Origin of the sequence: Enterobacter sp. JBIWA003 (assembly GCF_019968825.1) — a bacterium.
GTDB classification, from domain to species: domain Bacteria; phylum Pseudomonadota; class Gammaproteobacteria; order Enterobacterales; family Enterobacteriaceae; genus Enterobacter; species Enterobacter quasiroggenkampii.
The window spans coordinates 1032361-1049065 of record NZ_CP074170.1 but is presented as its reverse complement, the minus strand read 5'-3'; the positions used below and the strand labels follow the sequence as shown (position 1 = coordinate 1049065).

The window sequence follows — 16705 nt, the reverse complement described above, 5'->3', positions numbered from 1 at the left end:
GGGACACGCACAATCAGAATGTTCGTGTCCTCGCTTATCATCGCCATCCTGAAACAGCGCACACAACCGGGGCGCGTATTTAGCCGCTAAATTCGCGCGCCAAAAAGCCACGGACACCCCACAATTATCGTGGAAGATAATATCTCTAAATTAAAGCGATTATTTTTTAAACAGAAGAGCATTTATGCCCGCAATTTTAGCTTTTATCAAAAAGTTAAGAGTCGCTCGCGCATCAAACATCCTGACACCCGCAACACATAACTCATTGATTAAAATGACTTTACATCAATAAAAACGATAAAACCCCCGACTCCCCAACAAAATATATCAACTCGTGTGATATCTAAATTATAATTCTTATACTTCTGTTAAAAAGGTGGAGGTCAAAATGCGATTAACCCTACTGCTGTTATGCTGTCTGGTACAAAGTGTAACCTGGGCTGGCGACCTGCCAAAACCAGTTGGTAAACCCATTTTAACGATTTACGGTAATATAGAAAATACCAACGAAAATGGAAAAGCAGTGTTTGATCTCGCCAGCCTTGAAAAACTCGGAGTAGTGAGTTTCGAGACGACCTCTCCCTGGTATAACGGTCGTACGAAGTTTGAGGGTGTCCCCATGAGCAAGCTCATGGATTATGTGGGTGCAAAAGGTACGAACGTGAATGTTATTGCGCTCAATGATTACTCAACCATCATCCCTCTCAGCGACTTTAAAAAATACAACGCCATCCTTGCCTTAAAGGTCAATGGCGAATATATGCGCATCCGCGATAAAGGCCCATCGTTCATTGTATACCCCTATGACAGTCTTCCTGAGTTGAATAATCAGATTTATTACTCACGATCAGCATGGCAGGTAAGCAAAATGAAGATTGAGTAGCCGTTCAGGAGAACATAATGAACAGGATACTGGTTGGTATCATTTTTTCTCTTTTTATCACGACAGGATATATTGCATACCTTGTTTATGATCGACAGCAGGAATTGCAAAAACTGACTCAATACACTGAGTCCTGGTCCGTGGCACAACTGGTATCAGAGTATTACCGTTTTGAATCATGGCTTGGTCTATACGCAACCGATACTGATGACGTTACGATAGACCAGGTCCGCATGCGCCTCGAAATTATGCTCAGTCAGGGCGATTTAATGAAGGGGGGCGATTTAGGTCGCTACATTGATAGCGATAAAACGCATCAGGAGCTCGCTTTACGCTTAGAAAATATACTGGCCTATCTGGATAGTCATCTTGAAAAAATGAGCCATCCGGAGTTACAGGCGTACCTGACAAATATGCATGAGCTCGACGCACCGCTCAGCCAGCTGTCTGCAACGGCATTAACGAAAGATATTAATACGGTTAATGAATCCAACAACAAAATACAAATCCTGTATTATATTTATTCCGCACTTTCTTTACTCCTGGTGATTTTAAGCTTTATTCTTGGCTTCTTAATGATCTACCAGAATAAAAACATCCTGAAAGCACACATGCAGGTTAAAAGCCTGGCTGATGAACTTCAAATATCAAAAGAAAAACTGCAAATTCAGAACTCGAAGCTGGAGTATGATGTTTATCATGACTCCCTCACCGGCATGAAAAACCGCCTTTTCTTCTGGGACGATCTCAACAAAATTAATCTTCAGGCAGATAAAAACCACGTCCCCGTCACCGTAATGTTATTTGATTTAGACCGCTTCAAAGAGGTCAACGATACCTATGGCCATGATACGGGAGATTTGCTGCTGAATCAGGTATCCCGACGGCTGACCTCAATGAGCAGCGCAACGAATACGTTTTACCGCTTGGGCGGCGATGAATTCGCCCTTCTCTCCAGCGGACTCACGGAAACCGCCGCCGTTTCGCGCGCCAAAGAAATCAGCGATCATATCAGCCAGCCCTATACGATTAATAATCAGCTGATAAAAATTGCCACCTGCGTGGGCATCGTTTTATCTGATAATGAACGACGCTCTGATTACCTTTATAAATTTGCCGACCTGGCCCTCTACGAAGCGAAAAAAGAAGGTTCGCAGCAGATCAAGGTCTTCCGGCAGTGGATGCTGCAAAGACTGCAGGAAAGCAGAACCCTTGAACATGATATGGCTCTGGCGATCGATCACAATGAATTCGTTGTGTATTACCAGCCTATTGTCGATTCATTCAGCAATGAAATTTACGGCTATGAAGCGCTTATTCGCTGGATACACCCGGTGAAAGGGATACTCGCGCCAGATTATTTTATTTCCGTCGCTGAAAAAACGGGGATGATCAATGAGATCGGCAAGTCGGTGCTTGAGATGGCCTGCCGGGAAGCTGTGTCCTGGGCGGTGCCGGCCAGGATCTCGGTGAACGTCTCACCCGTTCAGCTAGGCACGAAATCGTTTACCACGATGGTGCAGTCCATCCTGAAAGAGACAGGGCTACCGGCCAACCGACTCGAGTTAGAGGTAACAGAGTCTTCACTCTTCAGTGACAGCAACATGCCGATCACCATTCTCAAAAAGCTCCGGGCGCTGGGTGTCAAAATTTCCATCGATGATTTCGGAACGGGATATTCCTCGCTCTCACGACTGAGTGAACTTAATTTTGATAAAATTAAGATAGATAAATCCTTTGTGAATCCGATATCCACGCAGGATGATGCCCTTAATATCGTTAAGTTAATTACCGGCATGGCGAAGAGCCTCAACATGCGGGTCATTGCTGAAGGTGTTGAAACCGAAGCACAGCTTGAACGTCTTCAGGCGCTTGGTTGCGATCTCGTGCAGGGATACCTGTTCGGAAAACCACAGGCTGAGATTGACAGGAAGATTAGATACGGTTGAAATGGTTGTGCGGTTTTTTCTGGCCCAAAATCACGTAGACGGTTGATAATCAAAGGTTAAACAATGAAAAAAACAGCCCCGGACTATACGCCTGTTGATTTATCTCGTTGGCCAAGGAAGGAGCATTTTGAAGTCTTCCAGTCATTTGCTGAATGCACAATTAACCAAACCGTTCTCATCGACATCACCGCGCTGCGAAAACATATCAAAGCGGTGGGCTGGAAGTTTTACCCGACGATCATTTTTCTCCTTTCTAACATCATGAACCGGCATCCTGAGTTCCGTATGGCCATGAAGGACAATGAGCTTGTCATATGGAATGAAGTTCATCCCAGCTACACCATTTTCCACCCCGAAACGGAGACCTTTTCGTCACTGTGGAGCCACTATGACGGCAATATGCATCACTTCCAGAACACGTATGCTGAAGATACGGCCCGCTATGGAAATAGCCTTTCATACTGGCCTAAGGAAGAGTCCCGGGAAAATGTCTTTTTCGTCTCGTCTATTCCGTGGGTTACGTTTACGAACTTTACGATGAACATTGCGCATATGAAGAACTTCTTTTCGCCTATGTTCACGTTTGGAAAATACTACGAGCAGGATGGAAAAGTGCTGCTGCCGCTCGCGGTGCAGGTCCATCATTCGGTGTGCGATGGCTTCCATGTGGCAAGGATGTTTAATGAGTTGCAGGAGATGTGTGATGGTTTGTCGGCGTTGTCAGAGGAACCTGGCGCATGATGCGTAAGAAGTGCTGATGGTTTCCATCTGCAGGAGTGGGTGTGAGAAGCCTACCGGGCTTTCATTATTTTATGCGCTTTCCATGTGAGGCCACAAGGGCCATAGAAATCTGCGTTCCTGCACGTTATGGAGACGGCACACTGCGCCACTATCGATGAGAATGTCTGCCGGGAACGCTGCCCAAAGGGCAGGTTCTTTTCGGGGGCATCGATGCTGACGAGACGAACACACATGAGCCTGTTTTAAGGTTCTGCGCTTCCCCTGTCCGGCTGGAGGCGTACCCAATAATTTACTGACGGCGCTGGAAACTAACGCTATGGTAAATCACCTGCTTTTAACAAAACGATTGCATGGTCAAGCTGCTTGTAGAGTTTGTGTCTCAAATCGTCTAACTCGTCATTTTCCCGAATGAGAGGTATTCCATTTTTATGAAGAACAATATCGTTAAATGATCCCATCCCGCCGTAGAGTTTTTTCAACGAGTAAATGGATGACTCACAATCAACATCGAGCTCGATGGCTAGTTTTTCGAATGTTTTTGCCCATGAATCCTCATCATTTGAGGAGAGGATTTTGATGATATCAGTTACCGTTTTCTTTATTTCATTTTTCATTTCAAACCACCACTTTCAAGTATCTTAACGCCAGGTATTTTCCACGGGGTAGGTATCACAACTTGCTCAGAGCCACCGGAAAAAAGGTCTGTTTGATAGCCAACTTCTCCAACATATACTTTCGTTCCTGCGGGTATTTGTATCTTGTGATAGCTATCAAGAGGGGATTCACTTCCGTTAGGCCATTTGGGGAGCAGAGCCTTATCTATTCTGGTCTGGAGCACTCCCTGAGGTTGTTCATATCCGAAAAACTGACCTAATGGTCGGCCCTCAATACCACCTCTGTAGAAACTCGTGTCTGTTGATAGCGTGATCTCTTTATATGTACCACTGGAGAAGGTTTCAGCCAGCTCTTTAGGTAATGGTCCGGGTTTTATCATCGAGTATTCACCCTCGACTTTTCCCAGAACATGAAGATTGCTAAGCTCACTCGCCGTTCCCAGTCTGCCCAGGCCAAGGCCCGCAGCAACAGAAGCACCAGCGATAATCAGCCCTTTATTATCCATAACCTGATCGTAACCCGCCGGTGCATCACCACCGAGCTGCTGCGCGGTCTGACGGAATCCCTCGATATTGCCATTATAGATCCCGCCCGCGGCCAGCAACCGACCGGCAGTTTTGCTGTTGATGGTTTTTGCGGCCTGGGCATATTGCACCGGTGCCGCATGGCGGACCTGATATCTCGGGCGTTTCAGTTGCCGGGACAGGATGTGTCGGAGTCGGGTTTGAAGGAACAGAGGCAGGTCATTGCGAAGGTCACCGGATGTCGTCAGCACGCCCGAAATCGCATGGCCGGTGATGTCTTTTCTTAGCAGAACGAGCTTACCGGATTTGATGTCGTCGAGCGTGTCACGGTATGCCATCCAGGGATGTTGCCAGTGGTACAGTTGATACCGGCTGACAAACCGGGTGTAGCCCTGTGGCAAATTCCACTCCTGAATGATGCGGTTAGGCCTTGCAGTATCTGCGAGGTCTCCTGCTGCCGTATCCGGGTGAATAATGTGAGGAATGTCTTCAAGGTAGATGTCATCCAGTGACATTGCCTGGCTGTGATGAAGCATATTGCCCCTTTTACGCTGCCATTATGTGCCACATTATCGCTCATTCCGGAAATCTGGCAAAGACACGAATATAGCAGGTAATGGCCAGTTGTGTGGCTGTAAGCAACGGGTTCTGTACGCTGAGAAGAAAGCATACTGCTTGCGGAAGATGACAGACAGCCCACATTAGCGCCCCATCCGAACGTAAATGACGATGAAGATCTGTTGGTTGTTTAACCATGGACGGCGCAAACCGAACAGGAATATATACACAATCCTATACACATTCCGTATCGGATTCTACTGGATGGTTACGGACAGCGACGGACTAAAAAGAAATAAAATCGTTATAAAGCAAGGTGTTTATGGATGAATACGGACGTTTGGGGAAGTTGAGATGGTGTGATAATAGGAACAGAACCAACAGCATAAAAACATTGATTTTCAATCACTTTATTTCATTCGATCTTTTAGAATACCCCCATAAGTACCCCCAGATGTCAGTATGTCACACAGTTCTTTTTTTAGTGGCGTTCAAAAGTATCAGGTATCAGCCTTGATATCTGAAATCATTCCTTTGGCATCCAAGGCTACTACTGGGTCGAATTCATGTTCACACGTTCATTCGGCCGCCAAAGATTTCATCGGGTGCATTAAAGTGTTTATTGCTGAGTTGCTCTACAAAGAGTTTGCTTCATCATCTTGTTTACTTAGGGACCAGGGGCATATTCCCAGTCAAAAATGAGCGGATCGCACTGTCGATTATCTCGCGAGTGAGCACCAGCTCTTCCACGATGATTTGCAAACCAATGCCGCTACGATAGCCAGATTGAATGCGGTAGCCAGGAGTAACTACAGGCGGGTTGTCGCGCATGACTTCGGCCAAGCGTTTATCAATGTAGTCGAAATAGGTTAATCCACCGAATTGAGGATAAGAAACGCGGGTACGTTCTACCACCGTATGGCTAACCACCTTCCCATTCGCATTGTAGTTTGGTGTTGTATCCATGCGGGCTTCATCTTCCTGCTGGTTTTGGCTCAACATGGCATGAGCTTCTTCAAACACCAGATTTTCCACAATATCCGCACGCGCTACGTCAATGGTAATGATCTCCGCATTCCAATACACATCTGGCGAATTACCCAAGAATAAAACATCGCTCCAGGTCCACATCCAACCCGCAGCAATGGCCTCTGCATTTTCAGAATCGCAATCATCATAATGCAGCCCTCCGCAGCGGTGACGCTCGCGGTGGATCAGATTCTTGACGTGTTGTGTCCGGGCACGACGCCGACGGCGGGAAAGAGTATTAAATGTTTTGTTTCTGCGGATCATGGTTCACTCTGCGCGTGCTCGCTGGGAGGAATCCAGCCGCACAGTTTAGCTAATAGGAATAAGGAAATCTACTTGCTAACAAGAGGGCAAAAAATATGGGGCTTGGGCAATATGCTGTATATCATTAATGTGCAGGGACGAAGTCAATGTGCTCATGGACACGCGAATAAAAATCTATCCAGATGTCGAAAACTTATTACCGTACCTCAAGCTCACGGGTAATAGCCTTTGGCTGGCCCTCAACCATCAAGTCATACCAACGAACCTGCATTATATTGATTTGCACAGAGTGCGTCTTTGCACGTAAGCAGCCAGTTAAGCATCCCACCGAGATTTGGATCTACGTCATGAGCGCACGTTAATAGTTTTAGAAATCAAGCAAATTAGCATAATATCTCTTAACTGAAGGGGTATGGAGCCGCAGAAATAAATGAAGACACGGCAGTATGCGCAAAAATCTATCTTCGATCTGGAAGCAATCTTCGAACAGTCCCGCAACAATGTTAGTGAACTTGAACAGCTGTTGAGCGAGCTGACCTTTCGCAACACTGCCAGGGCGCGGACGCTGACGTCTAAAATCGAGCAATCTCTAACTGCACTTAGCGACCGCAGCGAGGTCGCCATGTCGGCTTCCAACCCATCAACATGTAATCCCGATTCGGCGTCCATACAATTTTCTCAAGCTGTGCCCCACAGTGCACCTGCAGCTGTAGAGCAACTGCAACAGAAGGCTATCCCAGACACTGCCATGCGACAGCAATTCGACAAAGACCAAATTGATCTAGGTCCACTCCCATCTTTCTCTCCGTCAGATAAGGCGAATGATGCGCGAGCAATACTGGCAGCATGGACAGCCCTCGAAGCACTGTCGCCTCAAGGTTATAAACGCCCAGAGGATATGGCAACCGGCGATCGCTCCAGGGTTGCTCTATTGGAGCGAGGTGTTCCTTGGGGACCAAATGCCCGCAGCAAGCCTAGTTATAAGCTTTATTTCGAGGTCGTCCTCGGCTCCATCGCTCTCGACAAGGCGACGGACGAGCTGGTCAAGGTTTTTGGCGAGGATGAGGAGAGTTCACGCCCGGACGGTAAGAAAGCGGCCATCGGCTCGATCCTGATCGACAAGGAAGGTTATGTGCTTGAGGAAAAAGGCGTTGCCGTTTCCAGTTTTGCCTGGGCACTCAAGCCGGCTCTCGATCTGAAGCTTGGGAGCTTAGGGAATTGGCCGAATGTTGAGCCGCGCATTATCGAGCATCTGGATCGAATAGTTCGCCGCTACAACGAGGATGGAGAACCCATACCGATCGATTTGGATGTCGTTCTTAATGCTTATAAATGGCTTGTGTCTCAATTCGGTGTACCCGAACATTTGGTTGAGCCACCCACATTCGCGATTAAGGTGTTTCATCATTTCAAGGCCAAGTCGCCGCCTGAATCTTCGTTACTGAATTCCTTCTATCTTGAAGATCTCGGTGAAGCAACCAAATTGCTCGAGACGGGCAAAGCCGGAACCGGTTTGCGCCGCTATATGGGAATTGGCAGGCCTGACCAAAAAATCGACGTGCTATCGCCCATTTCCGCAGTTGAGCCTTTCGTCGCGCCGTCGCTCATGCCGCAGGCTCGTTGGCCTTCGAAAGGCGGCCATCCATTGGTACTGCTTCAACAGGCTGCCGTGAATGCGGCGCGTGCAGAGCTGAATGGTGCTCCAGGTATCATCGGTGTCAATGGGCCACCGGGTACTGGAAAGACCACTCTTCTGCGAGATATTGTCGTTGGGTGCATTCTTGATCGGGCCACGGCGATGTGCGGCTTCAATAAACCGCAGGATGCCTTTTCCACAACAGGCGAGAAGCTGGCATTCGGTTCCAATGCATTCCTGCACTTCTACAAGTTACATGCGTCCTTGAGGGGCCATGAGATCGTCGTAGCCTCCTCCAATAACAAAGCAGTCGAAAACGTCAGTAAAGAGCTTCCTCTCAAGGAAGCCAATGGTCGCCATGAACAGATCGCCTACTTCCGGTCCATCAGCGACCTGATTGCGAATCCCAAACGCGCCGGCTATTTCGAAGCCGAGGCCGAGGGGGACATCCCATCCGACCCTGTCGAAACCTGGGGATTGATCGCCGCGGCTCTCGGCAAGAGCAGCAACCGAGGCGCGTTCCAGCAAAGTTTCTGGTGGAATGAAGACGGTGGTTTCCTTACCTACCTGAAAGCAGCTCGCGGCTTAAACGTCTTGCGTGAGATCAAAGATGAACAAACTGGCGAAATCATCGATCGCGTGATGCCCAGCGTGGTCGTCAATGAGCGGCCCAGCACCAACGAAGCGGACGCTTTAGCGGCCTGGCAGAAAGCACGAACCGTTTTCCTTAAACTCAAGGAGACGGTAGACACCGAAATCGCCAGCATCGAAGAGATGCGACGGGATATCCAGGCACTCAAGGGAGCGACTACCGAACTACAAAGGGTGGAACAGCGTCGTCCGAGTCTGATTGAAGCTGTCGAAGAGGCACACCAGACTGCTGAATCCTACCAATGGGAGCATGAGAAGGCAAAATCGCAGATCGAGCAGGACAAGATCATGCTCAACAGCCATCTTGCTTGCCGTCCAGGTTTCTTCTCCCGTTTGTTCGCAACTGCGGCCTGGAAGTCGTGGAGATCGACACTGCAGAAGCTCTCGGCGACCTTGCAGCAATCAGTCTTACGGGCGCAGGAGACAGACGGTGCCCTGGAGCTTGCAAGGACTAAGTGGAGCAATATTAAGTCCCAGTTACAGCAACTCGACCAGGAAATTTCCAGCAAATGTCAGGCTGTCTCGAAATTGAAGGCAGCCGAGGCAGAGGCACGCAACCGCATGGGAGACAGAGTCGTTGATGAGAGATTCTTCGAGCGCGAGCACGAGGCTATCCACCTGACTGCGCCATGGCTTCCCGATCAGGTTCATCACCTGCGAGAGGATCTTTTCGCCGCTGCCCTGACTGTGCATAAAACGTTCATTGATGCTTCGGCCAGCCGCTTGCAACACAATCTTGGGCTATTGATGTCGGGTATGGTGGCTGGCGCCTTCCAGTCTTCCGCTCACCGTGAACTTCTCCCCGACCTTTGGTCGAGCCTTTTCATGGTTGTGCCTACCGTGTCCACGACATTCGCCTCTGTTCGGACGATGTTCGGGGATCTGCCACCAGAGAGCATTGGCTGGCTTCTTGTAGATGAAGCGGGCCAGGCCGTTCCTCAGGCAGCAGTTGGAGCTATCATGCGGGCAAAGCGCTCCATCGTGGTAGGTGACCCGTTGCAAATCCCACCTGTAGTTTCACTTCCTGAAAAGCTGAACGCCGAAATCTGCAAGTTCTTTGACATTGACCAAGTCGAATGGTCTGCCCCCGCAGCATCTACGCAGACCCTTGCTGATCAGGCATCAAGCTTCAAATCCACCTTCGTCATGGACGTAGGTGATCGAGAAGTCGGGCTGCCACTCCTCGTTCACAGGCGTTGTCAGAACCCAATGTTCGATGTTTCTAACTCCATCGCCTATGCCGGGCAGATGGTCCATGCTGTCGGGCCTAAAAGACCTGGATCTATCGGCTCGGCTTTGGGGAGATCTCACTGGGTGGATATCAATGGCGATGCTGAGACGAAGTGGTGCCCCGAGGAGGGCGAAGCGGTTGTACGAATGCTCAAAGAGCTGGCAGCATCGGGCATTACAAATCCAGACGTATTTATTATCACACCATTCAAGATTGTAGAGCAGAACATGCGTCGGCGTCTCGACAGAGAAACCGACCTGCTGCGAACGTTCGGCGTAAAGTTGGATGAGTGGTGCCGTGATCGTGTAGGCACGATCCACACGTTCCAGGGCCGAGAGGCGGACACGGTCATCCTGTTGCTGGGTGCGCCGAAAGCGAGTCAGCAAAGGGCGCGTCAGTGGGCGGCAAGCCCGCCAAACATAATCAATGTAGCCGTCTCACGCGCCAAGCAAAACCTGTATGTGGTCGGCTCGGCTGCTGCATGGGCAGGGGCGGGAACTAGTCTGCAGATCCTGCATCGGCAATTGGCGCAATCAGGCTGACAATCTCCGAGGTGGCCCTCATTGTTGAGGGCGCATCGCGGTTAATCTACAACCTGCATGAGGTGTTTAAATGAGTTTTATTAAATACATATTTTCCAGTAAGACATCTGGACTGACTGAACTTACCGAGAAAGAGTATATGGACATGTTAGTGAATATATGTCCCGATAAGGCAGAAAAAGCCTTCGAGAAGGCATGGGCAACAAGAAATTTTGAAATTGAAATGTATTGGAAAAGAGCAACATACTTTTGGGCATTCATTGCAAGTATATTTGTAGGTTACTTTGCTTTAATTTCATCAGAAAATTATGTCAAGTATGATAGATTTAACCATGTTGAAGTGTATTTTTTGATATGTATCGGTTTTGTGCTTTCGTTAGCTTGGCATTTTACTAATATAGGCAGTAAGTCGTGGCAGAGGCATTGGGAGGTTCATGTTGATTTACTTGAAGATGCCTTTACAGGCCCATTGTATAAAACTGTTCATCCCCAGCTAACATATTCTGTTTCTAAAATAAATGAAATTGTAAGTTTTGTTTTTGTTTTTATTTGGCTTCTTCTTGGCGTAAAATATTTATTTGACCAAAACCTAATTCGTTCTCTTGGAGAGACTAAATCTGTAAACTGGTTTGTTGTTACAAGCACCATCATGTCATTACTCGTTGTTTGTTCGATGATTTTTGGCCATGGCAGAGGTCGTTTTGGTTCAAGACCAATAAAAATGTATAGAAGAAATGTTTCTTACAAAAGTTAATGTTATGAGTAAATAATGACCATCAAATCTATTTGCTAAGGCGTGAAATTCTATATTCAATAAAAAGGGGTAAATAAATGCTAAGCGATGGACTTATTGAAATACTACGAGATAAAAAAATTCCGGAGAAATTGATAACTGATGTAATAGATTCAGGCTATATACTCAGAAAATTTCATGATCCATTTTCAGGTTATAAATGGTTGAGTGTTAGTGATAAGATGTATGGCAACAAACAGCATTCCAGTTCATTTGATATTGATGATTTTGTTAAATATATCAAAGGCGATAATGTTTTCGAAAAATTACCTAGCTTCACGGAATTTACAGCGAAAAACTATAAGGATATAGAGGAATTTTTATCTGAACCAAGGAGGCAGCACTATATTAATGAAGGCACGCTTTCATTTCGTGGTCAAACATCTCAATATACTTATAAGCGAAAAATCCCGAATCCAGTAAGAGCAGATCAAAACGGAAGGGAACTATCTATATTTCCAGGTTTATATAGACAAAAAGAGGAACTATACTCATTCAATATTATTCAAGATGAACAAAGGAGTGCCCTCAGTGTCCTTCAAGAGCTCGAGCCCAACAATCCGAACGTGTTCTTTGATAGTTCTTATTCATCCGATATTATGCGGGTGGAACAGCATTATGCCACTCAAACAGCTGGTTTAGACATATCATTTGATATTGAAACAGCTATATTTTTTGCCACCTATAAGTTTCTTTTTAATTCGCATGGTAATGCATATCATAGCAAAATTAAAAAAGGCGAACATGAGGGTGTTATTTATGGATTTCGTTTTAGAGCCCCCCCAGTAAAAAAAACTGAATTTCTAATTGAAAAGTTTGATTTATTTAAAACATATAGGCCTGAGAGGGTTCTAAGGCAAAATTGTGCCTTACCATTATTTAGTGATTATGAACGTAACATTGCAATCACTGATTTAGATTTTATAATATATCTCGATAAAGATTTTGACTATGAGGGTAAGAGAGAACCTTGTTATATGTTCCCAAATATAAAAGAAGATCGATTCTATGGAAAACTGCTTGAATTGAAGGATGCACATCCGCATTTACTTCCTAATGTTATCGAGTATCAAGGTAGCCGAGATTAAACTTATGAGCGTTTAATGTGCCAGGTGGCGATTGATATTTTATAATCTCATGTGTCTGCTTCTCGCTCAAAGCAGACCTTACGACCTCGATTTCTGGCAGATCCGAAGAGTGGACATTGGTAACATCAACGGCCTCTATCTTAAGGGGAACATCTCCCCCTTATTACGTAACCAGTTTACTGAACGTGCCGCTTCAACCAAATACGAGTACCTTCAATATCATACGTTTTTTCCCCAAATCCTTTCGCAAGCAGGGACTCTGGTAAATACTCGTCGTATTTATCCAAGAACTTTTCTGGAACATCTTCGGCAAGATCAAATGCAGATGATAAGCCTGACAACAGCATTTTTTTAAGCACTTGTTGAACGGTTGCATCAATCTCTATAACACCTACGAATGGATTGGCTTTAAAACCACAACGTATGAGCAAGGCTGTAATCGTATTCACAACTTTATCCCCCCATCCAGGGAATTACGTAACAGTGTTGCCCACTCGTAATAATATACTCATTTTGCAAGTTATAACGCTGAAAGTTACTACAGCCTTCCGCAAATAGTTTTTTGGCGGCAGTATCGGCATAATCTACTTTCTTCCTACCTATTGCTATGCGGTAATCACCTTCCCTATAGATAGCGAGCATTTCCTGACGAACGACATCATGAACAGACATACCCCCCACTAAATTGTGGTGGCTGACCGCCTTTGGTCGCCTCTACATAGATAACTTTTTTCTCTGTCTCGATCTCTGTCACTTTCCAGCGCCGCCCATCGAAGATGATGTGTTGGTCTGGTAGCAGTGGGGAGTTCACAGGCACTGTTCCAAGGGTTCTGTTTCCGGTGACAATGCGGAACTCTTCTGGTGTATTGAACACGGCATAAAACGTGTAATGGTTAGTCAGTTTCTCCCCCTCTGCCCCAACAACCATTTCGCCGCTAGCAAGTTGAGTGAGTAGGCCACATGCTCCCATATGTTTAAGCAGGCTTTTGAAATCGTTTAAATCTACATTTCTAAATGGTCCTGTCTGGCATAGTTGCGACCAGAGCTGGTCGGCACGAACTCCGCCCCATTGTGCCGTAATAGCAAGAATCTGGTGCAACAGCGTGGAATAATGAATCTGTCGAGCATCTGCTGGTTCAAACCATTGTTTAGAGATCATCAATCTGATCATTGCCATCGACTGGACCAACTGCAGCCGTAGGAGGTCAACGATACTGCTAGTTACAGTAAGCTCATTTTCTTCTGTAATTAGCTTTCTTAGAACTGATGGGTAGAAGTGATATGTAATTACTTGATATGACTGGTGCGATAATAGGAACAAACAAATCAACTTAATTCGTTGTTTTGCAAGAATTTATTCTTATCGACAAATAATCCTATACACATGGCTATACACATTGGCGGGAGCGTTCAAAACTCGTCCACCTCATCGCACAACAAAATACTTTTTCTTAAGAAAAGCGTACAGACTATTCACCATCATATTTTTATATGAAATATCAATATGATAGAAGTTAACCGTTAAGTGAAGAGTGAACAGCAAACCCTACATTTGATCTTAGACCATAATAAAACCCAGCATTCGCCGGGTTGGTTGTCCACTCGCAATAAATTTATGATAGGTCAAAACTATCTTTTCCTAAATTTTAACCTATTCCAAAAGAACAGGGCTGTGAAGTTAGCCCCATCCTTAACCTATTAAATTTATTCAAGATATAAGGATTGCTCAATGAACTGACTGGTACCACATAAATGAACTTTAACCTCACGCTCACCAAAAAACGCCTGCCAATATTTTTTTATATCCTTTTCTTTTTCTTTATCTCTTTCATATGTTACGACTTCAATTTTAACACTTCGTTTAATCATTCGAGATAAAAGTTGTCTCATTTCAAAATCGGCATTCGGCAACGAATAACCTATGAAGATTATTCTGTCAGCTTCAGATAATTCAATACCAGCGTTCTGCCAAATTATTTTGTATTGAGGATTTGATAGATCCTTTAGAAAGGTAGGCATAATAAGATTTGATATCAGTCTATTCTCTTTATTTACTGCGTCATGATTTTTATCGCAATGCCTACATGTTGCCCCTCTCGCAACCCCTATTTTTTTATTAAACCCGACATAAAGGCGCATGCATCGCGAACATTGTAGCCAGTTAAGTGAACCATGAATCTTCAGCAGTTTCACATTAAAACCACCTGCTCCTAACATTTCTAGACCCGGCTTTACCGTTTCGTCCCTTTCTTCTAAGGAGCTTATATAACAGCAATAATCAACAACTGCACGTCCGTGGTAGTTCCTTTGGATATAATCATACAATGAATTATCTAGTAGAATATCCCAGTTGGTACTAATAACGCTTACAGGATCATGCTGTCTATAATTACCACCCAGCCTCTCGCTACATTTCCTCACTAAATACTCAGCAAAGTGGTCAATATATTCCTTACTATTCCCTTTTCTTTCCAAGATCCTCCTAATGGCCAAACCAATGATATTAAAAACAGCATCCCTTGTCTTTGTCATTTGCTCAATAGACAGACCTCTAAACTGGATATTATCCGCCAAGCACCGGTCTAAAGGAGTGAACATATCTTCAATCTGAACATCTTTAAATTGCTCACATTTATAATATAACTGTTCAGTAAGTAAGTTTTCAAAAAGCTGAAAATCTGAACCATTAAAATAGTTTGAATCCTCTTGGTGTATTTTAAATATCTCACCCATTATTTCCGCCTGCATAGGCGCGCCAGCTTCTTTTGAAAATCCAGCGCCAAGCACAAATACAGTTTTCATCCACAACCTCTTAAATTATATTCTGCGGTCAGGTATTTGAAGATTAGCTTATTCATATGTCAAGAAAAAACCAGCTTCCACCGGTTTAAATACCTATTTTGTGATTTCGAGACCGTACTTCGGTAGCCAGTCAGCATTGCATTCTTCTCTAAGTGCTAGATTGGTCTGCATTCCCTGATTGATCCGCCGCTTCTCGTACTGCAGCCCATACTCTTTCAGCATTAACGGCAGCCCCTTGCCAAACATGGTCAGACTGAGCGTATTTTTATAGCCGTTGGCTTCCATGTAGACCAGATAGGCATGGTAGAGGTACATACGAGGCTGACGTGGAACAATGTTAGCGTTCCCCATAAACATACCCGTGGTGTCTGGTAAAACTTCAAGATAGCCGCAAAAATCAAACGCAGAATCGGCATCACGTTTGATGGTGAGCGCTTCATCGGAATTTTGCTGCGCCTGAAGTAATGCTCTGGCGCTCATAGGGTCGCTGAAACGCTGCATAAGCTGGCGAACAATCACAGCCAGCTCGCTGGCAATTTTCTCTTTGAGCTGGGTATCGCGTTCCGCCGGGGCTATCTGGTCGGGGAAATGCAGGATCACCCTTCGGCGTGATACTCCACCACTACGATCAGTGAAACGCATCGGATTATTGTTCACAGCCAGGATGACCGCCGGAATGTGGGTCGAAAAAGCGTTCTGGTACTTAGGATCAACAGATACTGCATCGCCGCAAGTGATGGCTTTTAGTCCGGCCCCGTCACCGCTCCACTTCTCCTAGTCGGGAAGGCGAATCAGTGAAAAACCTATTAATGCGGCTCGTTCTCTCGGTGATTCAAGCATTTCTATCGTTGCCGAAGTTGCATAATCCTCACCCGCCAGCATGGTTGCGATTTCAGCCAGGATACTCTTGCCGCTTCCACCAGGGCCTGTGACCTCCAGAAACAACTGCCAGTCGTACCGGTTAGCCAGAACCATATAAGCGGACCTACTATCAGTGCAAAAATCTTGAGTGCTCATGTACATTTACCGCACTTGAGAGCGTGGACACGATTATTGCCCGGCTTAACAAGGTCGAAGTTAAGGATGAAGCCGCTGCCGAGCAGTCAGAGAAGCCAGCTCATACGCTCGGAAAATATGGCGCAGCCTCAAGGCTCTCCAATCGTCAGCAAATTCCTGTCTGACAACCCAAGCAATCCTCTAACCGGCTTATATGCCGGTTTTTTACGCTAACTTTCTGGCTTCTCCGTTAAAGTTGAGAGTGCATGTCTATGCTGCATGAAAACGCATGAGCTCAATGCGCTGCTTTTGCTCCGTAAGGCACTCAAACGTGCATCTCTAGCCTCTCTGATGGTGCATGAAAAGTGAAGAGCGGACGGGCGGACGGACGCTCGCACTGAAG

Annotated in this window: 10 protein-coding genes and 3 pseudogenes; 7 read left to right on the top strand and 6 right to left on the bottom strand. The window is 45.9% G+C overall.

Annotation, left to right across the window (positions count from 1 at the left end):
* Positions 1-388 precede the first annotated feature (388 nt).
* The 3 genes from KGP25_RS04960 to catA all read left to right on the top strand — a co-directional run bounded on the left by KGP25_RS04960 (position 389) and on the right by catA (position 3573).
* The gene (locus KGP25_RS04960; protein ID WP_048030045.1) at positions 389-883 is read left to right on the top strand and encodes a molybdopterin-dependent oxidoreductase; all 495 of its coding nucleotides are present in this window, start codon (positions 389-391) and stop codon (positions 881-883) included.
* Positions 884-900: 17 nt separating this feature from the next.
* Positions 901-2832 (top strand): GGDEF domain-containing phosphodiesterase, encoded by a 1932-nt coding sequence (locus KGP25_RS04955; RefSeq protein ID WP_223540052.1) that lies wholly within the window; start codon positions 901-903, stop codon positions 2830-2832.
* A gap of 63 nt (positions 2833-2895) precedes the next feature.
* Positions 2896-3573 carry a type A chloramphenicol O-acetyltransferase gene (catA, locus tag KGP25_RS04950; protein WP_223540051.1) on the top strand — a complete coding sequence of 226 codons (678 nt, stop codon included), beginning with the start codon at positions 2896-2898 and terminating at the stop codon, positions 3571-3573.
* A gap of 314 nt (positions 3574-3887) precedes the next feature.
* Here the strand turns inward: catA and KGP25_RS04945 are convergent, their stop codons facing one another.
* From KGP25_RS04945 to KGP25_RS04935, 3 genes are all read right to left on the bottom strand, one after another.
* The gene (locus KGP25_RS04945; protein WP_025912594.1) at positions 3888-4187 is read right to left on the bottom strand and encodes a hypothetical protein; all 300 of its coding nucleotides are present in this window, start codon (positions 4185-4187) and stop codon (positions 3888-3890) included.
* Positions 4184-5248 (bottom strand): hypothetical protein, encoded by a 1065-nt coding sequence (locus tag KGP25_RS04940; protein WP_223540050.1) that lies wholly within the window; start codon positions 5246-5248, stop codon positions 4184-4186. Before KGP25_RS04940 ends, KGP25_RS04945 begins: the two co-directional genes overlap by 4 nt.
* Before the next feature lie 685 nt (positions 5249-5933).
* The gene (locus KGP25_RS04935) at positions 5934-6563 is read right to left on the bottom strand and encodes a hypothetical protein (protein WP_048225801.1); all 630 of its coding nucleotides are present in this window, start codon (positions 6561-6563) and stop codon (positions 5934-5936) included.
* A gap of 430 nt (positions 6564-6993) precedes the next feature.
* Here KGP25_RS04935 and KGP25_RS04930 point away from each other — a divergent pair, with 430 nt between their 5' ends.
* The 3 genes from KGP25_RS04930 (at position 6994) to KGP25_RS04920 (ending at position 12504) form a co-directional block, all read left to right on the top strand.
* Positions 6994-10623 (top strand): AAA domain-containing protein, encoded by a 3630-nt coding sequence (locus KGP25_RS04930; RefSeq protein WP_223540049.1) that lies wholly within the window; start codon positions 6994-6996, stop codon positions 10621-10623.
* 70 nt (positions 10624-10693) lie between these two features.
* On the top strand, positions 10694-11377 hold the full coding sequence (locus tag KGP25_RS04925; RefSeq protein ID WP_048225797.1) for a hypothetical protein: 684 nt from the start codon (positions 10694-10696) through the stop codon (positions 11375-11377).
* Between the two features lie 77 nt (positions 11378-11454).
* Complete coding sequence (locus KGP25_RS04920; RefSeq protein ID WP_048225795.1) at positions 11455-12504, top strand: FRG domain-containing protein; 1050 nt, start codon at positions 11455-11457, stop codon at positions 12502-12504.
* Between the two features lie 176 nt (positions 12505-12680).
* On the opposite strand, the pseudogene KGP25_RS04915 reads toward KGP25_RS04920, so the two are convergent.
* The 3 genes and pseudogenes from KGP25_RS04915 to KGP25_RS04905 form a co-directional block, all read right to left on the bottom strand.
* Positions 12681-13774: pseudogene (locus KGP25_RS04915) on the bottom strand (DEAD/DEAH box helicase); the annotation flags it as partial.
* A gap of 434 nt (positions 13775-14208) precedes the next feature.
* Positions 14209-15306 (bottom strand): hypothetical protein, encoded by a 1098-nt coding sequence (locus KGP25_RS04910; RefSeq protein ID WP_048225794.1) that lies wholly within the window; start codon positions 15304-15306, stop codon positions 14209-14211.
* A 93-nt stretch (positions 15307-15399) separates the two neighbouring features.
* A pseudogene (locus tag KGP25_RS04905) lies at positions 15400-16284 on the bottom strand (primase-like DNA-binding domain-containing protein); the annotation flags it as partial.
* Here KGP25_RS04905 and KGP25_RS26785 point away from each other — a divergent pair.
* Positions 16284-16487, top strand: a pseudogene (locus KGP25_RS26785) (ogr/Delta-like zinc finger family protein); the annotation flags it as partial. The pseudogenes KGP25_RS04905 and KGP25_RS26785 overlap by 1 nt on opposite strands.
* Between the last annotated feature and the right edge of the window lie 218 nt (positions 16488-16705).

Bases quoted from the DNA above. Each gene is read 5' to 3' on its own strand.
- KGP25_RS04960 (WP_048030045.1), top strand. From the start codon at position 389: ATGCGATTAACCCTACTGCTGTTATGCTGTCTGGTACAAAGTGTAACC.
- KGP25_RS04955 (WP_223540052.1), top strand. From the start codon at position 901: ATGAACAGGATACTGGTTGGTATCATTTTTTCTCTTTTTATCACGACA.
- catA (WP_223540051.1), top strand. From the start codon at position 2,896: ATGAAAAAAACAGCCCCGGACTATACGCCTGTTGATTTATCTCGTTGG.
- KGP25_RS04945 (WP_025912594.1), bottom strand. From the start codon at position 4,187: ATGAAAAATGAAATAAAGAAAACGGTAACTGATATCATCAAAATCCTC.
- KGP25_RS04940 (WP_223540050.1), bottom strand. From the start codon at position 5,248: ATGCTTCATCACAGCCAGGCAATGTCACTGGATGACATCTACCTTGAA.
- KGP25_RS04935 (WP_048225801.1), bottom strand. From the start codon at position 6,563: ATGATCCGCAGAAACAAAACATTTAATACTCTTTCCCGCCGTCGGCGT.
- KGP25_RS04930 (WP_223540049.1), top strand. From the start codon at position 6,994: ATGAAGACACGGCAGTATGCGCAAAAATCTATCTTCGATCTGGAAGCA.
- KGP25_RS04925 (WP_048225797.1), top strand. From the start codon at position 10,694: ATGAGTTTTATTAAATACATATTTTCCAGTAAGACATCTGGACTGACT.
- KGP25_RS04920 (WP_048225795.1), top strand. From the start codon at position 11,455: ATGCTAAGCGATGGACTTATTGAAATACTACGAGATAAAAAAATTCCG.
- KGP25_RS04910 (WP_048225794.1), bottom strand. From the start codon at position 15,306: ATGAAAACTGTATTTGTGCTTGGCGCTGGATTTTCAAAAGAAGCTGGC.